This window comes from Christensenella sp. MSJ-20 (assembly GCF_044357945.1).
Lineage (GTDB): Bacteria > Bacillota > Clostridia > Christensenellales > QAND01 > QAND01.
The window spans coordinates 157899-174646 of the sequence record NZ_CP076563.1 but is presented as its reverse complement, the minus strand read 5'-3'; the positions used below and the strand labels follow the sequence as shown (position 1 = coordinate 174646).

At 56.4% G+C, this 16748-nt stretch carries 17 protein-coding genes and 1 tRNA gene; 4 read left to right on the top strand and 14 right to left on the bottom strand.

Annotation, left to right across the window (positions count from 1 at the left end):
• Positions 1–4: 4 nt before the first annotated feature.
• From KP626_RS00780 to KP626_RS00770, 3 genes are read right to left on the bottom strand one after another with little or no spacing between them, the layout of a single operon-like run.
• The gene (locus tag KP626_RS00780) at positions 5–520 is read right to left on the bottom strand and encodes a Gx transporter family protein (protein ID WP_395977398.1); all 516 of its coding nucleotides are present in this window, start codon (positions 518–520) and stop codon (positions 5–7) included.
• Positions 521–526: 6 nt separating this feature from the next.
• Positions 527–883 carry a NusG domain II-containing protein gene (locus KP626_RS00775; protein ID WP_395977396.1) on the bottom strand — a complete coding sequence of 119 codons (357 nt, stop codon included), beginning with the start codon at positions 881–883 and terminating at the stop codon, positions 527–529.
• Positions 880–1893 (bottom strand): FAD:protein FMN transferase, encoded by a 1014-nt coding sequence (locus KP626_RS00770; RefSeq protein WP_395977394.1) that lies wholly within the window; start codon positions 1891–1893, stop codon positions 880–882. The genes KP626_RS00775 and KP626_RS00770 overlap by 4 nt, the downstream gene beginning before the upstream one ends.
• 208 nt (positions 1894–2101) lie before the next feature.
• Here KP626_RS00770 and KP626_RS00765 point away from each other — a divergent pair, with 208 nt between their 5' ends.
• Together KP626_RS00765 and KP626_RS00760 are read left to right on the top strand one after the other, a co-directional pair.
• Positions 2102–3355, top strand: coding sequence for an MFS transporter (locus KP626_RS00765; protein ID WP_395977392.1), 1254 nt, complete (start codon positions 2102–2104; stop codon positions 3353–3355).
• Positions 3356–3379: 24 nt separating this feature from the next.
• Complete coding sequence (locus tag KP626_RS00760; protein ID WP_395977390.1) at positions 3380–3892, top strand: hypothetical protein; 513 nt, start codon at positions 3380–3382, stop codon at positions 3890–3892.
• Positions 3893–3977: 85 nt separating this feature from the next.
• Here the strand turns inward: KP626_RS00760 and KP626_RS00755 are convergent, their stop codons facing one another.
• The 7 genes from KP626_RS00755 to KP626_RS00725 form a co-directional block, all read right to left on the bottom strand.
• On the bottom strand, positions 3978–5891 hold the full coding sequence (locus KP626_RS00755; protein WP_395977388.1) for an aldehyde ferredoxin oxidoreductase family protein: 1914 nt from the start codon (positions 5889–5891) through the stop codon (positions 3978–3980).
• Between the two features lie 259 nt (positions 5892–6150).
• Positions 6151–6426 (bottom strand): MoaD/ThiS family protein, encoded by a 276-nt coding sequence (locus tag KP626_RS00750; protein WP_395977386.1) that lies wholly within the window; start codon positions 6424–6426, stop codon positions 6151–6153.
• A 30-nt stretch (positions 6427–6456) separates the two neighbouring features.
• Positions 6457–8379, bottom strand: coding sequence for an aldehyde ferredoxin oxidoreductase family protein (locus KP626_RS00745; RefSeq protein WP_395977384.1), 1923 nt, complete (start codon positions 8377–8379; stop codon positions 6457–6459).
• A 171-nt stretch (positions 8380–8550) separates the two neighbouring features.
• The gene (gene mutY / locus KP626_RS00740; RefSeq protein ID WP_395977382.1) at positions 8551–9609 is read right to left on the bottom strand and encodes an A/G-specific adenine glycosylase; all 1059 of its coding nucleotides are present in this window, start codon (positions 9607–9609) and stop codon (positions 8551–8553) included.
• Between the two features lie 88 nt (positions 9610–9697).
• A complete protein-coding gene (locus KP626_RS00735) occupies positions 9698–9814 on the bottom strand; it encodes a hypothetical protein (protein WP_395977380.1) in 117 nt (38 codons plus the stop codon).
• A 513-nt stretch (positions 9815–10327) separates the two neighbouring features.
• Positions 10328–10404, bottom strand: a tRNA-Ala gene (locus KP626_RS00730).
• Between the two features lie 70 nt (positions 10405–10474).
• A complete protein-coding gene (locus KP626_RS00725) occupies positions 10475–11641 on the bottom strand; it encodes a radical SAM protein (protein WP_395977378.1) in 1167 nt (388 codons plus the stop codon).
• 195 nt (positions 11642–11836) lie between these two features.
• Here KP626_RS00725 and KP626_RS00720 point away from each other — a divergent pair, with 195 nt between their 5' ends.
• Both KP626_RS00720 and KP626_RS00715 read left to right on the top strand, forming a co-directional pair.
• The gene (locus KP626_RS00720) at positions 11837–12271 is read left to right on the top strand and encodes a cell wall hydrolase (protein ID WP_395977376.1); all 435 of its coding nucleotides are present in this window, start codon (positions 11837–11839) and stop codon (positions 12269–12271) included.
• A gap of 14 nt (positions 12272–12285) precedes the next feature.
• A complete protein-coding gene (locus KP626_RS00715) occupies positions 12286–12786 on the top strand; it encodes a hypothetical protein (protein WP_395977374.1) in 501 nt (166 codons plus the stop codon).
• Positions 12787–12906: 120 nt separating this feature from the next.
• Here the strand turns inward: KP626_RS00715 and proS are convergent, their stop codons facing one another.
• From proS to KP626_RS00695, 4 genes are all read right to left on the bottom strand, one after another.
• Positions 12907–14352 (bottom strand): proline--tRNA ligase, encoded by a 1446-nt coding sequence (gene proS / locus KP626_RS00710; RefSeq protein WP_395977372.1) that lies wholly within the window; start codon positions 14350–14352, stop codon positions 12907–12909.
• Positions 14353–14623: 271 nt separating this feature from the next.
• Complete coding sequence (locus tag KP626_RS00705) at positions 14624–14947, bottom strand: DUF5640 domain-containing protein (protein WP_395977370.1); 324 nt, start codon at positions 14945–14947, stop codon at positions 14624–14626.
• A gap of 60 nt (positions 14948–15007) precedes the next feature.
• Positions 15008–15769, bottom strand: coding sequence for an ABC transporter ATP-binding protein (locus tag KP626_RS00700; protein WP_395977368.1), 762 nt, complete (start codon positions 15767–15769; stop codon positions 15008–15010).
• The gene (locus tag KP626_RS00695) at positions 15766–16743 is read right to left on the bottom strand and encodes a FecCD family ABC transporter permease (RefSeq protein ID WP_395977366.1); all 978 of its coding nucleotides are present in this window, start codon (positions 16741–16743) and stop codon (positions 15766–15768) included. Before KP626_RS00695 ends, KP626_RS00700 begins: the two co-directional genes overlap by 4 nt.
• Positions 16744–16748: the final 5 nt, after the last annotated feature.

Sequence of the window (16748 nt, the reverse complement as noted above, 5' to 3'; positions counted from 1 at the left end):
TCGGTTAATGGAGCACCCCTCCCCTTTTTAGACTCTTGATACATAGGTTTGTGGCAAATCCCGTCAACAGTCCAGTTGGGATCGCCACTAGGGCAAGATAGGGAAAATAGTACAGCACATAGGTGTTGCCCATCACAAGGCAAGCGGCCAAAATTTGACCCAGATTATGAAAGAAGGCTCCCATGGCGCTGAGGCCATAAAGGCTCAAACGGCCCTTCAGCAAGCGGCGGCATAGAGCCATAACGGTGTAGCTAAGCAGCCCGCCGGAAACAGCATAAAGGAGACCCGTCACCGACCCGCCGATCAGCGTCCCCACCAAGCAGCGGAGCACCACCACGGCATAGCCTTCCTTTACCCCCATGGTGACAAGCGCAAATAGACTGAAGATATTGGCCAATCCCAGCTTGGTGCCCGGTACCGCAGGCAGGATAGGGGGCAGCAGCCCCTCCAGATAATGCACTGCCGATGCCATGGCTACAATCATAGCCAGGGTCGCCAGCCGTTTGGTATCCTCTTTCATCGTCCTTTACTCCGCAATGGTGTCCACATCCCCCGCCGTACCCTGAACTCGGATCACCAGCTCATGGGGCAAGCAAACGATGGTTTGGCCAGCGTCTCTTGCCTCCCCTTGATGCACACAGAGCTGATCCCGACAATCGGCCTCCAATACCCGGATTCCTCCATCCATTATCTCGACCAGATTGTATCCTTCTCCGGTTTCCATCCGGATAGTCAGATTTTGAGAAAGGGAGACCTCCCATTCCCCTTCCCGGGTAACAATGAGGGCCCTGCTTCCCGGTTCCCTACCCAGGGTAAAAACAAGAATGCTTCCAATCCCCACAAGAAGGATCAATGCCAGGGCCAGATAGTCCAACTTCTTCATGGAAGGGTCTCCAGGGTATAGGTGTTGTTCACCATAGTAATCCGGTCCCGAATCCCCGGGGTAACCAAAACCCGTTGATCGGTTGTAACAAAAATCACATCCACATCCAGGCCTTTATGCTCCATGAGCGTCACGCTGCCATCCAGCCCGATGACAAAGAAGGCGGTGGACAACGCGTCGCACAGGGCGCCATCGGAACCAATCACCGTCACGGCCATAAGATCCGTATCGGCCGGATAACCCCGTTTGGGATCAAAAATGTGGTGATATCGAACTCCGTCCTTTTCAAAATACCGCTCATAGTCCCCCGAAGTCACGATGCTGCAATCCCGGGTATTGATGGTGAGAAGCAGTTGGTTTTCGCTTCCCCGCGGATCCCGAACCCCAACGTTGTAGTCCTTGCCACCCAGCAGACGTACGTTGCCTCCCATGTTGATGATGCCCATGCTAACCCCATGATCCAAAAGATACTGGGCGCAGAGATCCGCCACATACCCCTTGGCAATGGCGCCTAGATCCAATCCCATCCCAGGGGACAGGGTGATAGCATCCCCCGAAAGCGCAACCTTTCCGTAACCGGTAGCCCCTTGGGCAGCAGCGATCTCCTCCCGAGAGGGAAGCGGCTCATCTGCGCTTCGCTCACCGATACGCCATAGGTTCTTCAAAGGCAGGAGCGTGGGATCAAAGGCGCCGTTGGTCAGATCGGCACATTCCAAGGCCTTTTCCACCAAAGCGATGGTATCATGGGAAAGCCGGGCATGTCCATCCCGATTGAGAACTGCAATCTCCCCTGTTTCACTGGTGACGGAAAGCATTTGATCCCATCGATCCATCAAATCAAAGCAGGCAGCGGCAGCGGCCTTATCCTCGGCTCGATATACGCTGATGTTGATATAGGTATCCATCGCAAAGTGGGATTGATCCACCCGCTCCTGCCGGCCGTTTCCACAGCCTCCAAGGGATCCCATCAATAATAAAGCCCCCGCAAGGGCGGCAAAGTACCGTCTCATGGCATACTCCTTTAGATGTTATTACTCTATCACAAGGGATACCGCCCCGCAAGTAAAAGGCCCCATCCGGCATTTCTCCGCAAAAAGCGTTTCTATTTCCGGTTCTATGGAAAAAAAGTGTTTCTTCCCTTGCCTCCCTCTCTCGGGGGGCGATATACTGTTTTCAACAAAATTTTTATTCCGTCTTGGCGGAGAGTCAGGAGTACCCATGGAAATCCAGTCTATGGACCTGCGCAAGCAGGTCCTGCAGTTGCGTGCGGTAAACTTTTTACATGGCCTTGCCTCCTCGGTAATGAACTTTCGGGTGCTATATCTTTCCGGCATCGGCCTAACCGCAACGCAAAGCGGCATTGTTATGTGCCTTACCATGGTCATGGGCACCATCACCCCTCCTCTATGGGGCATGTTGGCCGACAGTATGCGTTCTAAATACCGGGTCTTTGTCCTAACCGTTCTAGGGGTGTCCCTTACCTGCGCGCTGGTTCCCACCTTGGGTCCCGTCCGTATCGGCGGTCTGTTGCTGGCCTCCGCCATCATCCCGTTGACCAATGCCTTTTTCATCCCCTCCCAGAGCATCGTAGACGCTTCTTCGGTATCGGCCAGCGTTACCATCCCCGGTGTGGAATACAGCCGTCTAAGGATGTGGATGTCCATCGGTTATACCGCTGGCAATCTGGCTATGACTCCTCTGGTGGCCTCCTGGGGCTCCAGCATTCCCTTTTTTGCCTCCACCGGCTTTGCTCTTTTGCTCCTATTTTCCGGCAACGTCATCAAGCAATATGAGGAGCCGCCAAGGGAACGGGTGGACGCCGAGGAAGCACCCATGGAAAAAGTGCGGTTCTCTCGACTGTTTCAAAATTATTACCTTATGGTGTTTTTAATCATCAATATTTTGATCTGTATTCCCTCCAACTGCTCCTCCTTCATGGTATATCTGTTGGAGGAAATAAACGCCGATACCTCTTTAGTGGGCATCGTCATCGCCTGTCGGGTTACTGGCGAAGTCCTGACGCTATTGGTTTCTCCCTGGCTCAAAGCCCGATTCCCCACCCCCATGCTAATGCTGGCCTCCGCCGGGTGCTTTTGCTTGGAAATGCTGGGGTACCAGTTCGCAGGTAGCGTTGTTAACGCTACCCTCAGCTGTTGTTTTGGCGGCGCCGCCTATGGGCTGGTGCTTTGCACCGCTATCAACTATGTCAATCAGCTGAGCCCTCGGGGAATGCAGTCTACCGCCGTGTCGGTGTGGCTTTCCGGCGGCCAAGTGGCGGGCATGATCGCCATGCTGGCGGGGGGCGCTGTCATCGACGCCTTAGGCGTTCGGTCCATGTTCCTCATCGGCCTGGGATGTGCCGTCCTATGGATCGTGGTCTTTCTGGGTTCCTATGCGTTTGGGGAAAAGGTCCTAAAGCAAAAGGCTCCGCTTCCCCTATTCCGCCGCCATTCCCCTTCCCAGGACCGCTGAGTCTTGGCGATAAAGGAGAATACCATGCTGACCCAAGCTGTCACACCGGAACTGATTGCCCAATGGAAGGCCCTGTTTCAAAAGTACCGTCCCCTGCTGCGCCCCAACCGAAAGCCGGCCTCCCTATTGGCCTCCTTTTTGATGGAGTGTTATCCCCTATCGGTATGCACCGACCATTGCTGGGAGGAGGCCATTCGGGGCAACGTGCTGGAAAACCCCTTTGAATGGGAAAAACTGCCTCCCGGCGCCTTTCCCTTACCCGTGGCCTTTCGGGTAAAAAACAGCGGGACGGGGGCTTCCCTCTACCAATCCCAGGAGGAGGGTAACACGGGAAGTCCCATCTATGTGGGGATGGATCTCATCACGGGATATTTCCAGGTGGAAGGGGGGTGCAGCCTTCTATGCGATCAGCTCTTTGCCTTCCGAGGGCTGGACGCCATGGATCTGGAAAACTACTATTTGGTGGCGGAGTATATCGGCTGTCTCAGACGATTTGGAAAATTGGAACGGACCCTAGGGGAATTGAACCAGCCCTAGAAGGCCGTATTTGGCCAATCCTGGACAAAGATGGACAAAAAAAGACCGGCTAAACGCCGGTCTTTTTTTCGTTTCATCCAGTTGACTAGGGACGAGCCCATTTGATATCCAGATCGTAGAGGGTGCCATCCCGGACAAAGCCGTTCTCATCCCAGCCCTGCATATCGTAATAGAGATCGATGCACTTTCTGAGATCCTCTCTGCTGACACATTTGCCCTTGCTGGGGCCTTCGGCCTGGAAGGGCTCAAACATCCGCTCCGGGAGCCAATCATCGGCCTTGGTAAAGCCTTCCCGCTGGTTGAATACCCGCATAAGGTTCACCACCCGCTGACCGGACCGCATCATCTCATACTGGGTCATCTTCCAACCGGTAACGGCGTTGACACAGTACTGCATATCGAAGAAGTCGAAGGTGCCGGTGATGCCCCAGGCCATGCCGCAGCAGCCCAGCATGTCGGTAAGGGTAGAACCGCGGTTGCCCTGTACCGCCGCCTGAGTCTTGACCCAGTCAAGGGTATCCCAGCTTTCGCAGCTATTGTAGATGGTCTGGCCAAAGTTGCCGTCCCGGCCTGCCTTGCTCTCATAGGTGGCTTCATCCAGAGTACCGTCACCGGTGCAGGAACAGTGGTCCGCACCGTAGCCGTTCACCGCATAATGCAGGGCCAGGATCTTCTTTACCTGAGGCATATGGGCCGGCAGCGGATTTCCCTTTACCTCGATGGAGAACTTCTCGGCGCCGTTGCCCAGAATCTCAGCCGCTTTCTTGCTTCCCTCGGCCAGAAGGTTGCCCAGATAACCCTCCCGATGGCAGATCTTCTCGATCAAGGGGATCAGCACGTCGTTGTTGCCGAAGCGAAGCTCCAGGCCGTCGCACATCTCGGGCTTGAGAATGCCATGCTCATAGCAATCCATGGCAAAAGCGATTACCGCGCCCACAGAGATGGTGTCGCAGGAATAGCGGTTGCAAAGCTCGTTGGCCTTGGCCATAACGAAGGGATCGTCCACCATCACATAGCTGCCCAGGGTGGAAGCGCTTTCATATTCGGGACCGCCGAACCGGGGATCCAGGGTGATCTTACCGTCGGGGCTGGTGCCCTTTACCGCCCGCTTGCACCGTACAGGGCACATATAGCAGGTTTCGTTGGTGACCTCCATGACCTCCATGAACCGCACGTGGCTGATGTCCATGTAATGGTCGTACACGCCCTCGCTGAAGTTGTGAGTGGGCAGCTGCCCCATCTCCTGGGAGCCAATGATGACGGGATGGGTGCCATAGGCCATACCGGTAACGCCGGGGGATTTTACAATCTCCGGCATGCGCTTCATAAAGTCCTTCAAAGCCTGGGGATCGGCATACTCATAGGCAAGCTCGGTATTCTTTCCGCGGCAGGCGATGAGCTTTACATTCTTGCTGCCCATAACCGCGCCGGCACCGGTACGGCCCGCACTGTGCTTCCGCTCGTTGATGACACAGGCGTACCGCACCATATTTTCTCCCGCGGGGCCAATGCCCGCCACGCGGATGAGGTTGTCGCCCAGCTCTTCCCGAACCATGGCCTCGCTCTCGCCGGTATCCTTGCCCCACAGATGGCTGGCGTCGCGGATCTCGCACTGGCCGTCGTGGATCCACAGATATACGGGGGTCTCCGAACGGCCCTTCAGTACCACCGCGTCAAACCCGGCGTACTTCAACTCCGGCGCCCAATAGCCGCCTCCCTGGGCATCGCCAATGCCGCCCGTCAGAGGGGATTTCATGTTGCAGGACACCCGGGAGATGGCTGGCAGAGGGGCGCCCGTCAGCACGCTGGCGGACAGGGTCAGGACGTTGTCCGGGCCCAGGGGATCAGCCCCTGCGGGAATCTCCGTCATGGCATAATACACGCCGATTCCGGTTCCGCCCAGATACTGGCGGTACCATTTCTCATCGTGCTCATCCACCGTGATTTCCCGGGTTGTGAGGTTTACCTTTAGGATCTTTCCGTTGTAACCGTAAGGCATGCTTGTTTCAACCCTTCCTAATGAAATTTAAAATGAACCGGCGCCTGCTGGCCGATGGTGGCAGCCGGAAGGCACACTTTTATAAATTCAGTGTATCCTGCCAAGAAGGCAAAAGTCAATAGCCGCGCTCCCCGCCCCCTTTCTCTTTTTGTTTATGCTTTTTTATCGCATAGAAAGAAGTTTTTGGGCATAACCCTAGCCCGTTTCATAAAAGAAAAAGCGCCGCTTTGGCGGCGCTTTGATTCTTGGTTGGCGCTTTTCAGCCCCCCTCCAGGCGGTAGGTGATGGTCAGCACGTTGCCGTCCTGGATCATGGTTCTCATGGCGGCGGCACGGCCGTCAACAAACAGGGCGGCCGCCCAGCCGGTACGGTTATCTTCAAACATCACATGCTCGAAGTCAGGGCCGTATTTCTCACACAGCTGGATGGCGAGATCCTTTGTGGTGATCCCTTCCTCCGGAATTTCCACGGTCTCCTGGGTGGTTCCCGCAAGATCGCTATACAGGCCGATGTACTTTACGGTGATTGCCGCCATTGTCACTCCTCTTTCTCTGATGGATTCTACTTAGGGACGGGCCCACTTGATATCCAGGTTATAAAGGGTGCCATCCCGGACAAAGCCGGTCTCAACATCCCAGCCCTGCATATCGTAGTAGATGTCGATCATCTCCCGCAGTTTGACGGGGTCTACGCACTTGCCCTTGCTGGGGCCCTCGGCCTTGAAGGGCTCGAACATCCGGTCGGGAAGCCAATCGTCGGCCTTGGTGAAGCCTTCCCTCTGGTTGAACACCCGCTCCAGGTTGACCACCCGGTAGCCGCACATCATCATCTCGTACTGGGTCATCTTCCAGCCGGTGACCATCTCGATGACCTTCTGCATATCGAACACGTTCAACACGCCGCTGGTCCAGCCCCAGCCCATGCTGCAGGTGCCCAGCATATCCCGCAGGGTGGCCGCAGCGTTGTACTCCTTTACGGCATGGGCCTTGGTGACGTCCATGACATCCCAATTCTCGCAGCCGTCGTAGACGTTGATGCCGTAGCTGTTATCCCGGCCGGCCTGGCTCTCGAAGTTAGCCAGATCCAGAGCGCCGTCATGGGTGGCGGAGCAGTGGTCCGCGCCATAGGCGTTGGTGGCGTAATGGATAGCCAGGCATTTCTTCACCTGAGGCATATGGGCCGGCATGGGATTTCCCTTTACCTCGATGGAGAACTTCTCAGCGCCGTTGCCCAGCACCTTGGCCGCCATCTTGGGACCGTCGGCCAGAAGGTTGCCCAGATAACCCTCCCGATGGCAGATCTTCTCGATCAGGGGGATCAGCACGTCGTTGTTGCCGAAGCGAACCTCCAGGCCGTCGCACATCTCGGGCTTGAGAATGCCATGCTCGTAGCACTCCATAGCAAAGGCGATGGTAGCGCCGATGGTGATGGTATCCACGGAATAGCGGTTGCAAAGCTCGTTGGCCTTGGCCATGACAAAGGGATCATCCACCATCACATAGCTGCCCAGGGTGGAAGCGCTTTCATATTCGGGACCGCCGAACCGGGGATCCAGGGTGATCTTACCGTCGGGGCTGGTGCCCTTTACCGCCCGCTTGCAGCGGATGGGACACATATAGCAGGTTTCGTTGGTGACCTCCATGATCTCCATGAACCGCTCATGGCTGATGTCCATGTAATGGTCATACACGCCCTCGCTGAAGTTACGGGTGGGCAGCTGGCCGATGTTCTGAGAGCCAATGATGACGGGATGGGTGCCGTAGGCCTGACCCTGAACCGCAGGAGTCTTGGTCAGAGGCACGACCCGGTTCCGCATAAACTCCTTGAGACCCTCGGGATCGGCATACTCATAGGCGGTCTCGGTGCTCTTTCCGCGGCAGGCCAGAAGCTTTACATTCTTGCTGCCCATGACCGCGCCGGCACCGGTACGGCCCGCGCTGTGCTTCCGCTCGTTGATGACACAGGCGTACCGCACCATATTCTCTCCCGCGGGGCCAATGCCCGCCACGCGGATGAGGTTGTCGCCCAGCTCTTCCCGAACCATGGCCTCGCTCTCGCCCATATCCTTGCCCCACAGATGGCTGGCGTCGCGGATCTCGCACTGGCCGTCGTGGATCCACAGATATACGGGGGTCTCCGAACGGCCCTTCAGTACCACCGCGTCAAACCCGGCGTACTTCAGTTCCGGCGCCCAATAGCCGCCTCCCTGGGCATCGCCAATTCCGCCCGTCAGAGGGGATTTCATGTTGCAGGACACCCGGGACAAAGCCGGCAAGGGGGCGCCAACGATAACGCTGGCAGAGAGGGTCAGGACGTTGTCCGGGCCCAGGGGATCAGCCCCTGCGGGAATCTCCGTCATGGCATAATACACGCCGATTCCGGTTCCGCCCAGATACTGGCGGTACCATTTCTCGTCGTGCTCATCCACCGTGATTTCCCGGGTTGTGAGGTTTACCTTCAGGATCTTTCCGTTGTAACCATAAGGCATGCTTGTTTCAACCCTTCCTTTAAAGATTCCATATCAGAACATCCCGCTGGTGGGGCAGGATGACATGGCATAGAAATACAGATAAATTCTACTCCATTTTATCTGGGAGTGTCAAGGCGGGAACGGAAGGAAAAGCCTCTTTCCCCCATTCTCAAACAGAACGGAATTCCCTTACGGGACCTCCAGAGCCTGACGGTAGGCCCGAAAAGCCGATGGCAGAGCGTACTCCTCCTCCAGCTGTTCCTTGGTAACCCAGGCCAACCCCCGGCCCGCTCCATGGACGGGAACGCGATAGCCCGTCATCCGCCACTCCACGTGGGTAAAAATATGCTTTGCTGGGCCCAGAAAGACGGCCTGGCCAGCCGTCAGTCCCCAGTCGGCCAGCGCTTTGGCGATGCTCTTTTCATCCAGATTTCCCTCTAAAGCGGGCAGCTCCCACAGGCCGGCCAGCAATCCCCTTCCCGGGCGCTTGCGGAGGGCAACGCGGCCCAACTCATCCACCAGAACCAACACCGTTTTTTTCTCCACCCGCCGGGGGGATTTAGGCGCCTTTACGGGGATCTCGCCGGTGCGTCCCTCCCTTCGGGCCAAGCATAGGCCCCACAGGGGGCAATCCAAGCATAGGGGCTTTCCGTTGGGCAGGCAGATGGTAGCGCCCAGCTCCATCACTGCCTGGTTGAAGTCGCCGGGGCAGTCCACAGGCACCACGTCCATCAACCGCGCTTCCATGGCCTTGCGGGTGGCGGCAAGGCCGATGTCCTCCCGGCTGGCGGTGATCCGGGAAATCACCCGCAGAACGTTGCCATCCACCACCGGTACCGGTTCGCCAAAGGCAATGGAGGCGATGGCTCCCGCCGTATAGCTGCCGATGCCCGGCAATCGGAGCAGCTCTTGATAGGTCCCCGGTAGGACGCCTCCGTATTCCTCCATTATCATACGGGCGGCCTTTTGCATATTGCGAACCCGACTATAGTAGCCCAAGCCCTCCCAGAGTTTCAAAAGCTGTTCCTCAGGCGCGGCCGCCAGGCAGGCCACCGTGGGCAGAGCTGTCAAAAACCGCTCATAGTAGGGTTTTACCGCTTCCACCCTGGTCTGCTGGAGCATGATCTCGGACACCCACACCCGGTAGGGTTCGGGGATTTTCCGCCAGGGGAGGTCCCGGGCGTTGATCCGATACCAATCTATAAGGGGCCGGACGATTTTCGATAGGTTGATATTCCCGTTGCTCATGGAATCATGATAGCAGGGTTTTAGATTGGGAGCAATGGGAGAGGCTGGGAGGTAGAAAAAGAAAAAGCCGCATGTTTTGCGGCTTTACTCACGATTGCTTTTCCTTGGATTGCTCATATGCTTTTACATATTGCTCCAAAGCGTATTCAATTTCTTTATTGGCAGATCGTTTATTCTCCTTAGCTATTTGCTTAATTTTATCCATCAATTCCTCGGACACTCTCAACGAGTAAGGAGGATAATAATTGCCCATATTTCACCAACTCAATTCACTTTGATGTCAAAATTATATCGAATTTAGCAAAAAGCATACGAATTCATATTGATATCAAAATGAATTCGCATTGCAATGGTATTGGTGATATGTATGGCAGAATTTTGCTTGGAATGCTGGAGCAGGATCAATGGCATTCATCTAACAGAGCGCGATGTGATTCTTCCCAAGGATTTAGACCTTTGTGAAGGGTGCGGAGCGTACAAGCATGTAATAGTAATTTACCGTGAAGGCAAGTTGGGCTATGATTTGAACTGCTGGATCAAAAAAATAAGACGCAAAATGTAGGAATGCCAGAATATTAAGATACTCAAAAAGAAATGCCGGGATAAATGTAGGGCATTTCTTTTTCTTTTGGTGCAAAAAGCTTACGCTTATTTCGAGCAATAAAAAATTCGCAAACTACCAAAGCAGTTTGCGAATTTGGAAGCAGCAACGTGCCGCTGGTGGAGCATATCGGATTCGAACCGATGACTTCAACACTGCCAGTGTTGCACTCTAGCCAACTGAGCTAATGCCCCGTGCGAAGGTTATATTATCACACAGCTTGGCAATTGTAAAGTCATTTTTTTTGAAAATTCCTCGGGCGCCTCAGGGACACTGCACCAACCCCTGCGCCCACAGGCAGGCGCCGCAGGTGGGATGGTCGTTCAAAAAGCAATCCTGCTCGTTGGAATAGATATAGCTGCACCCTCCACAAATATGACAGGGGGAAAAATCAAAATCCCGAACCCGCTGGCGGAACGCCGCGAACTCCTCCCCGTTCCAGATCTCCAACAAGGGCTTCTCATGGGCGTTGCCAAAGCTCTTTTCCTTGATCTGGCGGGTAAAGCCGTTTTGCTTATAGATATAGGCCTCGGTGTTGTGCAGCAGCCCCATGCATTGGGTCACCTCTCCATCCCAGCGGACAAACACGTTGCCCTCCATGACAAACTTACAGTACCGGGTCCGGCGGCGCAGGGGCTCTCCCATGACGGAAAAGGTGTTGAGGCTGTTGAGCATATAGGCCAGAGGGCCGATTGTGTCCTCGTCGATATCCATCACCGGGAAATCGATGTGGGCGCAGGGCGGATCCCCCATGGAATCGGGGGTGGTGGTAAGCCGGTCGCTGAACTTGCTGTTGTTTACGGTCTGCCAGATAAGGGAGCTCTGGCTGGCTTCCTCGGTATAGGGGATGAGGTTGGTGATCTTCACGTCGCTGGCGTGAACCTGGGCCGCCAGATTGACGAGCTTGGGCAGCTCGTTGATGTTTTCCCGCATGGCCACAAACGTCAGACCCACACCAAAATGCTTGCCAAATTCCGTCATCCGCAGATCCCGCATGGCGATGAGGTTATTGTATACCACCGAAAATTTACCGTTCTTGCGGATGGCCTCGTAATGATCCTCGTCCAGACCGTCGATGGAAATCCAGGCCATATCCAGCCCGGCGGCGATGAGTTCCCGGATGGCGTCCGGCGTCAAAAGGGTGCCGTTGGTGACGCATTCCACCCGTTTGCCCGCCTGCTTTGCAAGGCGTACCATCTCCAGGAACTGGGGATGGAAGGTGGGCTCTCCGATGCCGCCAAAGAAGACGGTCTCGATGCTGTCCTCCCGGGACACCTCCCGAATAATCCTCTGATACATGTCAAAATCCATATGCCCCATTTCCTCGTCCTTCCAGGTGTTCCGCATGCACATGGTGCACTTGAGGTTACAGAGGGTGGAGGATTCGATATAAAGCTTATGGATGCGGTCATCCACGGGATGTTGTTCCATTCTACTCACCTTTTATCTTAGTCGCTCCCCTTATCCTACCCAATTCCCGCTCCAAGCGCAAGGCCCCCGGAGCTGGATTGGATGTCACACTTTTTCCCCGGCGCAATAGGATATAGTAGCCTTGATTCCATCCCGCCTGAAGGGGGCAAATACGCCCTCTTCTGCGCAAGACTTTGACAGGGAGGTAACAATCGCATGGCATATTCGAACGTAGATCTCCTCGCCCGCTTGATTCAGTGCGAAGCCGGCGGCGAGGGGGACAATGGCATGAAAGCCGTGGCCTGCGTTGTGATGAATCGGGTTGAAGTATCGTACGGGGAGTACGGCCGCCTGGATACCATCCAAGAGGTGGTATACCAGCCTGGCCAGTTCTCCTGCGTACAGGAGGTGATCGGCGGTTCCTATAACCCCCAGAACATCTACAACATGCGCCCAGACCAGATCCATTATGACATCGCACTCTGGGCAATGGCCGGAAACCGGCTCACCAACTTGGGCCAGGCGCTCTGGTTTTTCAACCCGTATAGTCCCAACTGCAGACCCAATTTCCCGTCGGCGGTGGGCTCCTTTGTGATTCGCATCGGAGATCATTGTTTTTACAACCCCACCGCGGCCTACGCACAAACATAATCAGGAGGTTTTTCATGAACTACTATCCCAACAATCCCGGCAATCAGAACAGCGGGATGCCCATGCACCGCAACCAGGGAATTCCCAGCCCCGATGGCACCATCAACACCCCGCCCGAAACCGACATGAACACCGAGGCCTTCCAGGGTTCTATGCAGCAGATTCTGTCCGAGAACATAGGCGCCTATGTGGTGGTGGAATTCCTCATCGGCACCCAGAACATGACCCTTCGGGAAGGCTATATCTACAACGTAGGGCGCTCCTTCCTTGTGCTGTATAACCACGACAACCAGGAATACATCGTCTGCGACGTATTCTCCGTGAAATTCGTCACCTTCCCTGTTCCCGCCGAGCTTCAGCAGCGGGGGCCCATCGAAAACTTCGAGTTTCCCCAGCAGCCGAGCACCGGAAACGCGGCAGCTCCGGGCGGCGCCAGCGCGCCCATGGACAGTGCCGCGCCCACCATCACCCCCTATGTCTATCCCCAGAGCATCGATTTCAACCCCGGCCGATAATCCCCCTGGCAAAAAAGAAAAAGGACGCGCATAAGCGTCCTTTTTTTATTATCCAGAAACAAAAGCCAAGGGCAAAAGAATCCAGCCGCAAAAGTCGAGCCGGGATCCCCCCTGCCTTCCTCAATAGGATTTTGCGAAATACGTCATGGCCTTGGCGGGCCGGCCGCAGACGGCGCAGACCTTCCCCTCCGCCTCCTCCTGACCCTCGAAGGGCATACAGCGGGTGGTAATGCCGGTATCGGCCTTGAGCTTCTCCTCGCAGTCCCCCTCCCGGCACCAGGGAGCGTAGGCGAATCCACCCTTGTTTACCGCTTCCACCAGGGCGTCGTAATCCTGAACGGAGGTGATCTGGCTTTGCATCCGCTCCCCCGCCTGGCGGAGCATGTTGGCATGGATGTCCTCCAGCAGCTTCAGAATGGCTTCCTCGGCCCCCTCCATGGGGATGGTGGCCTTCTCGTGGGTATCCCGGCGCACCAGGGTTAGCTGGTCCTGGGCCATATCCCGGGGGCCGATCTCCACCCGAAGAGGTACGCCCCGCAGCTCCCACTCGTTGAACTTCCAGCCGGGGCTCTGATCCCGGTCGTCGGATTCCGCCCGGATCCCGGCGGCGATCAGGCGGCGGGTCATCTCGGCGGCACATTCGGTAACCCCCGGCTTATGGGCGGCAATGGGAATTACAATGGCCTGGATAGGCGCCAGTTTGGGAGGCAGCCGAAGCCCGCGCTCGTCTCCGTGAACCATGATCAGGCCGCCGATCATCCGGGTGCTGACGCCCCAGCTGGTCTGCCAGGCGTACTTCTGGACGCCATCCCGATCCAGGAACTGGATGTCAAACACCTTGGCAAAATGCTGGCCCAGGTTATGGGAGGTGCCCATCTGGAGGGCTTTCCCATCGTGCATGATGGCCTCCATAGTATAGGTGGCCTCCGCTCCTGCGAACTTCTCATTTTCGCTCTTCCGTCCGGTCAACACCGGAATGGCCAGCACGTTAAAAGCAAAGTCCCGGTAAACCCCCAGCATCTGAAGGGTCTCCTCCTGGGCCTCCTCATAGGTGGCGTGGACGGTATGGCCCTCCTGCCAGAGAAACTCGCTGGTGCGGAGGAAGGGCCGGGTGGATTTTTCCCACCGGACCACATTGCACCACTGGTTTAGAAGCATGGGAAGATCCCGGTAGCTCTGAATCCATTTAGCGTACATGCTACAGATGATGGTCTCGCTGGTGGGCCGCACCACCAGGGGCTCGGCAAGCTCCTCGTTGCCTCCCTTGGTCACCCAGGCTACTTCGGGAGCGAACCCCTCCACATGCTCCGCTTCCTTTTTCAAAAGGCTTTCGGGAATGAACATGGGGAAATAGGCGTTCTTATGGCCGGTAGCCCGAAAACGCTGATCCAGCTCCTTCTGGATCAGCTCCCAGATGCCGTAGCCATAGGGGCGGATCACCATACAGCCCCGTACCTCGGAGTAATCCATAAGCTCCGCACGAAGCACCACGTCGGTATACCACCGGGAGAAATCCTCCTCCATGGGGGTAATGTGTTGTACAAAGGTCTCATTTTTCTTGGCCATGAATTCCATCCTCCAGCCGTGTTTTGATGATAAAAAAAGGGCCTTCCCCCTGTAAGGGCGGAAGGACCGCGGTACCACCTTACTTTGGCAAAAGCCATCTCATTGGCCGATAACGCCGGCAGGCGCAGGGAATGCCTCCCTGGTATCTCGGGGCTGGGCCATCCCAATCGCTTCGCGGAGCTTTCACCCGTCCTCCGCTCGCTTAGAACCGATTGCTGGAATGTGGTTCCCGTCATAGATGGGGCAATTTTAACATAGGACCCCGGCTTTTTCAAGGGGTCGCCCCGGTTACCCGGCGCAGCACGTCATCCACATTGTTCCCCGTGAGGGTCAGCACATCCCCATCAATCCGATAATCCAACGTGGTTGCCTGACCCATTATGGTCAAGGTTACCTGGTCTCCATGGCCGGTATAGGTGCCGGTAATGGCCCACTCCTCCTTGCCCGGCGTATACATGGAAAAGTTGCCTCCCGCCTCAAACTCATAGATCATTCCGCTGTCGTTCTCCATCTGCCATTTGCCGACAATGGGATTGCTGCAGGCGGCCAATATGAGGGTGGAAAGCATCAGCAGCAGCGCCAGCGCTTTTTTCATCACATCCATCCTCCTCCTTATCCCGTTTATCATAGCATACCCAGTTGTGGAAAGGCTAGACTAATATCGAATCAGCACCCGGGGTACGCCGTCCTCCATCTCCACCTGGGCGGAGACCTCAAAGGCGGCCTGGATGTTCTCCTCCGTCAGTACCTCCCGGGTGGGGCCGGCGGCAAACACCCGCCCCGCCTTCATGATGATCACAGCATCGGCAAACACCGCCGCCAAATCCATGTCATGAAGAACGCTGACCACGCATTTCCCTTCCCGGGACAGATCCTTCGCCACCTGAAGGGCTCGGCCCTTATGGCGGATATCCAGATTGGAGACCGGTTCGTCCATCAAGAGGATAGGGGTATCCTGGCAGAGCGCCCGGGCAATGGCCACCCGCTGGCGTTCCCCCGCCGATAGGTTGCTGGCTACGGCATCCCTGAGGTCCCATACCTCCAATCGTTCCATGGCCGCCCGCGCCTTTTCCCGGTCCGCCGGCCCCTCCTTTTGAAACGCCGGAATGTAGGGATTCCGGCCGGTCAGCACCGTCTCGTAGGCGGTAAAATCAAATTGGTTGGTAAGGGTGCCCGGCACAAAGGCCATCTGACGGGCCAAGTCCCGAACGCTCATCCCCTCTACTGCCCGTCCCATGGCCCAGATTTGGCCCTTATGGGGCCTTAGATAGCCGGAAATCAGCCGCAACAGGGTGGTCTTGCCCGAACCGTTGGGGCCAATCACCGCCGTAAACGTACCGCCTTCCGCGCATAGGGAGACATCCTCCAACACCGGCTTTTCCCCGTAGGAAAAGCCCAGGCCTTCCACGGTAATCATAGGCTCCTCCTTTTGATGAGATAGATGAAAAATGGCGTGCCCAATAGGGCGGTTATAACCCCGACGGGGATCTCCAGCGGCGCAGCCAGCACCCGGGCCAGGGTATCGGTGAGCATCAGAAACACCCCGCCCACGCAAAAGCTGCAGGGAATCAGTCCTCGGTGATCCGGTCCTGCCAGGATCCGCACCATATGGGGTACCATCAACCCTACAAATCCAATCATACCGCTGACCGACACTGCCGCCGCCGTCATGGCGGCTACCAGTAAAAGCAGACTCCTCCGAACCCGTTCCACATCCACCCCCAGATGCCAGGCGTCCTCCTCGCCGCTGGAGATCAGGTTTAAATTGCGGGCAAAAGCCAAGGCGATAAAGAAGCCTAGAATGGCCACAGGAGCCAGGAACAGTACCTTTTCCCAGGAGACGGCGGTAAAGCCTCCCATGGTCCATAGCATGATCTGGTCCATCTTATTTCGGTTTAACACCATGATGAAAAAGGAGATGGCAGACAAAAAAGAGGTGAGGGCCAGCCCGCTCAAGATCAGGGACATGGCGCTGCGCCCTCCACGCGTCACAAAAAGAATGGTGAGTACGGCTACGATGCCGCCGATAAAGGCGCCCACTCCCACGCCGATCTGTCCCAAAAAGGCTCCATAGGCGATCACCACCGCGGCGCCCAAACCCGCTCCAGCCGATACCCCCAGGATCTGTGGGTCGGCCATGGGGTTGATAAACACCCCCTGCAGAAGGGCGCCCGCCACCGCTAGGCAGGCGCCCACCAGATACGCCAACAGGGCCCGCGGCAGACGCAGGCCCTGAATGATGGCGTTATCGGCGGCGCTCCCCCTGCCTAGGACCCCGTTCAAGGCCCGGTCAAGAGGCATTCCGCTGGCCCCCACCGATACCGAAAGCACGACGCCCAATAGGGCCAGCAGCAGGGAAACGGCTATGATTACAGCCGCTTTTTTGTTCATGAAAG

Coding starts and splice junctions, on each gene's coding strand:
- KP626_RS00780 (WP_395977398.1), bottom strand. CDS start 520: ATGAAAGAGGATACCAAACGGCTGGCGACCCTGGCTATGATTGTAGCC.
- KP626_RS00775 (WP_395977396.1), bottom strand. CDS start 883: ATGAAGAAGTTGGACTATCTGGCCCTGGCATTGATCCTTCTTGTGGGG.
- KP626_RS00770 (WP_395977394.1), bottom strand. CDS start 1,893: ATGAGACGGTACTTTGCCGCCCTTGCGGGGGCTTTATTATTGATGGGA.
- KP626_RS00765 (WP_395977392.1), top strand. CDS start 2,102: ATGGAAATCCAGTCTATGGACCTGCGCAAGCAGGTCCTGCAGTTGCGT.
- KP626_RS00760 (WP_395977390.1), top strand. CDS start 3,380: ATGCTGACCCAAGCTGTCACACCGGAACTGATTGCCCAATGGAAGGCC.
- KP626_RS00755 (WP_395977388.1), bottom strand. CDS start 5,891: ATGCCTTACGGTTACAACGGAAAGATCCTAAAGGTAAACCTCACAACC.
- KP626_RS00750 (WP_395977386.1), bottom strand. CDS start 6,426: ATGGCGGCAATCACCGTAAAGTACATCGGCCTGTATAGCGATCTTGCG.
- KP626_RS00745 (WP_395977384.1), bottom strand. CDS start 8,379: ATGCCTTATGGTTACAACGGAAAGATCCTGAAGGTAAACCTCACAACC.
- mutY (WP_395977382.1), bottom strand. CDS start 9,609: ATGAGCAACGGGAATATCAACCTATCGAAAATCGTCCGGCCCCTTATA.
- KP626_RS00735 (WP_395977380.1), bottom strand. CDS start 9,814: ATGGATAAAATTAAGCAAATAGCTAAGGAGAATAAACGATCTGCCAAT.
- KP626_RS00725 (WP_395977378.1), bottom strand. CDS start 11,641: ATGGAACAACATCCCGTGGATGACCGCATCCATAAGCTTTATATCGAA.
- KP626_RS00720 (WP_395977376.1), top strand. CDS start 11,837: ATGGCATATTCGAACGTAGATCTCCTCGCCCGCTTGATTCAGTGCGAA.
- KP626_RS00715 (WP_395977374.1), top strand. CDS start 12,286: ATGAACTACTATCCCAACAATCCCGGCAATCAGAACAGCGGGATGCCC.
- proS (WP_395977372.1), bottom strand. CDS start 14,352: ATGGCCAAGAAAAATGAGACCTTTGTACAACACATTACCCCCATGGAG.
- KP626_RS00705 (WP_395977370.1), bottom strand. CDS start 14,947: ATGAAAAAAGCGCTGGCGCTGCTGCTGATGCTTTCCACCCTCATATTG.
- KP626_RS00700 (WP_395977368.1), bottom strand. CDS start 15,769: ATGATTACCGTGGAAGGCCTGGGCTTTTCCTACGGGGAAAAGCCGGTG.
- KP626_RS00695 (WP_395977366.1), bottom strand. CDS start 16,743: ATGAACAAAAAAGCGGCTGTAATCATAGCCGTTTCCCTGCTGCTGGCC.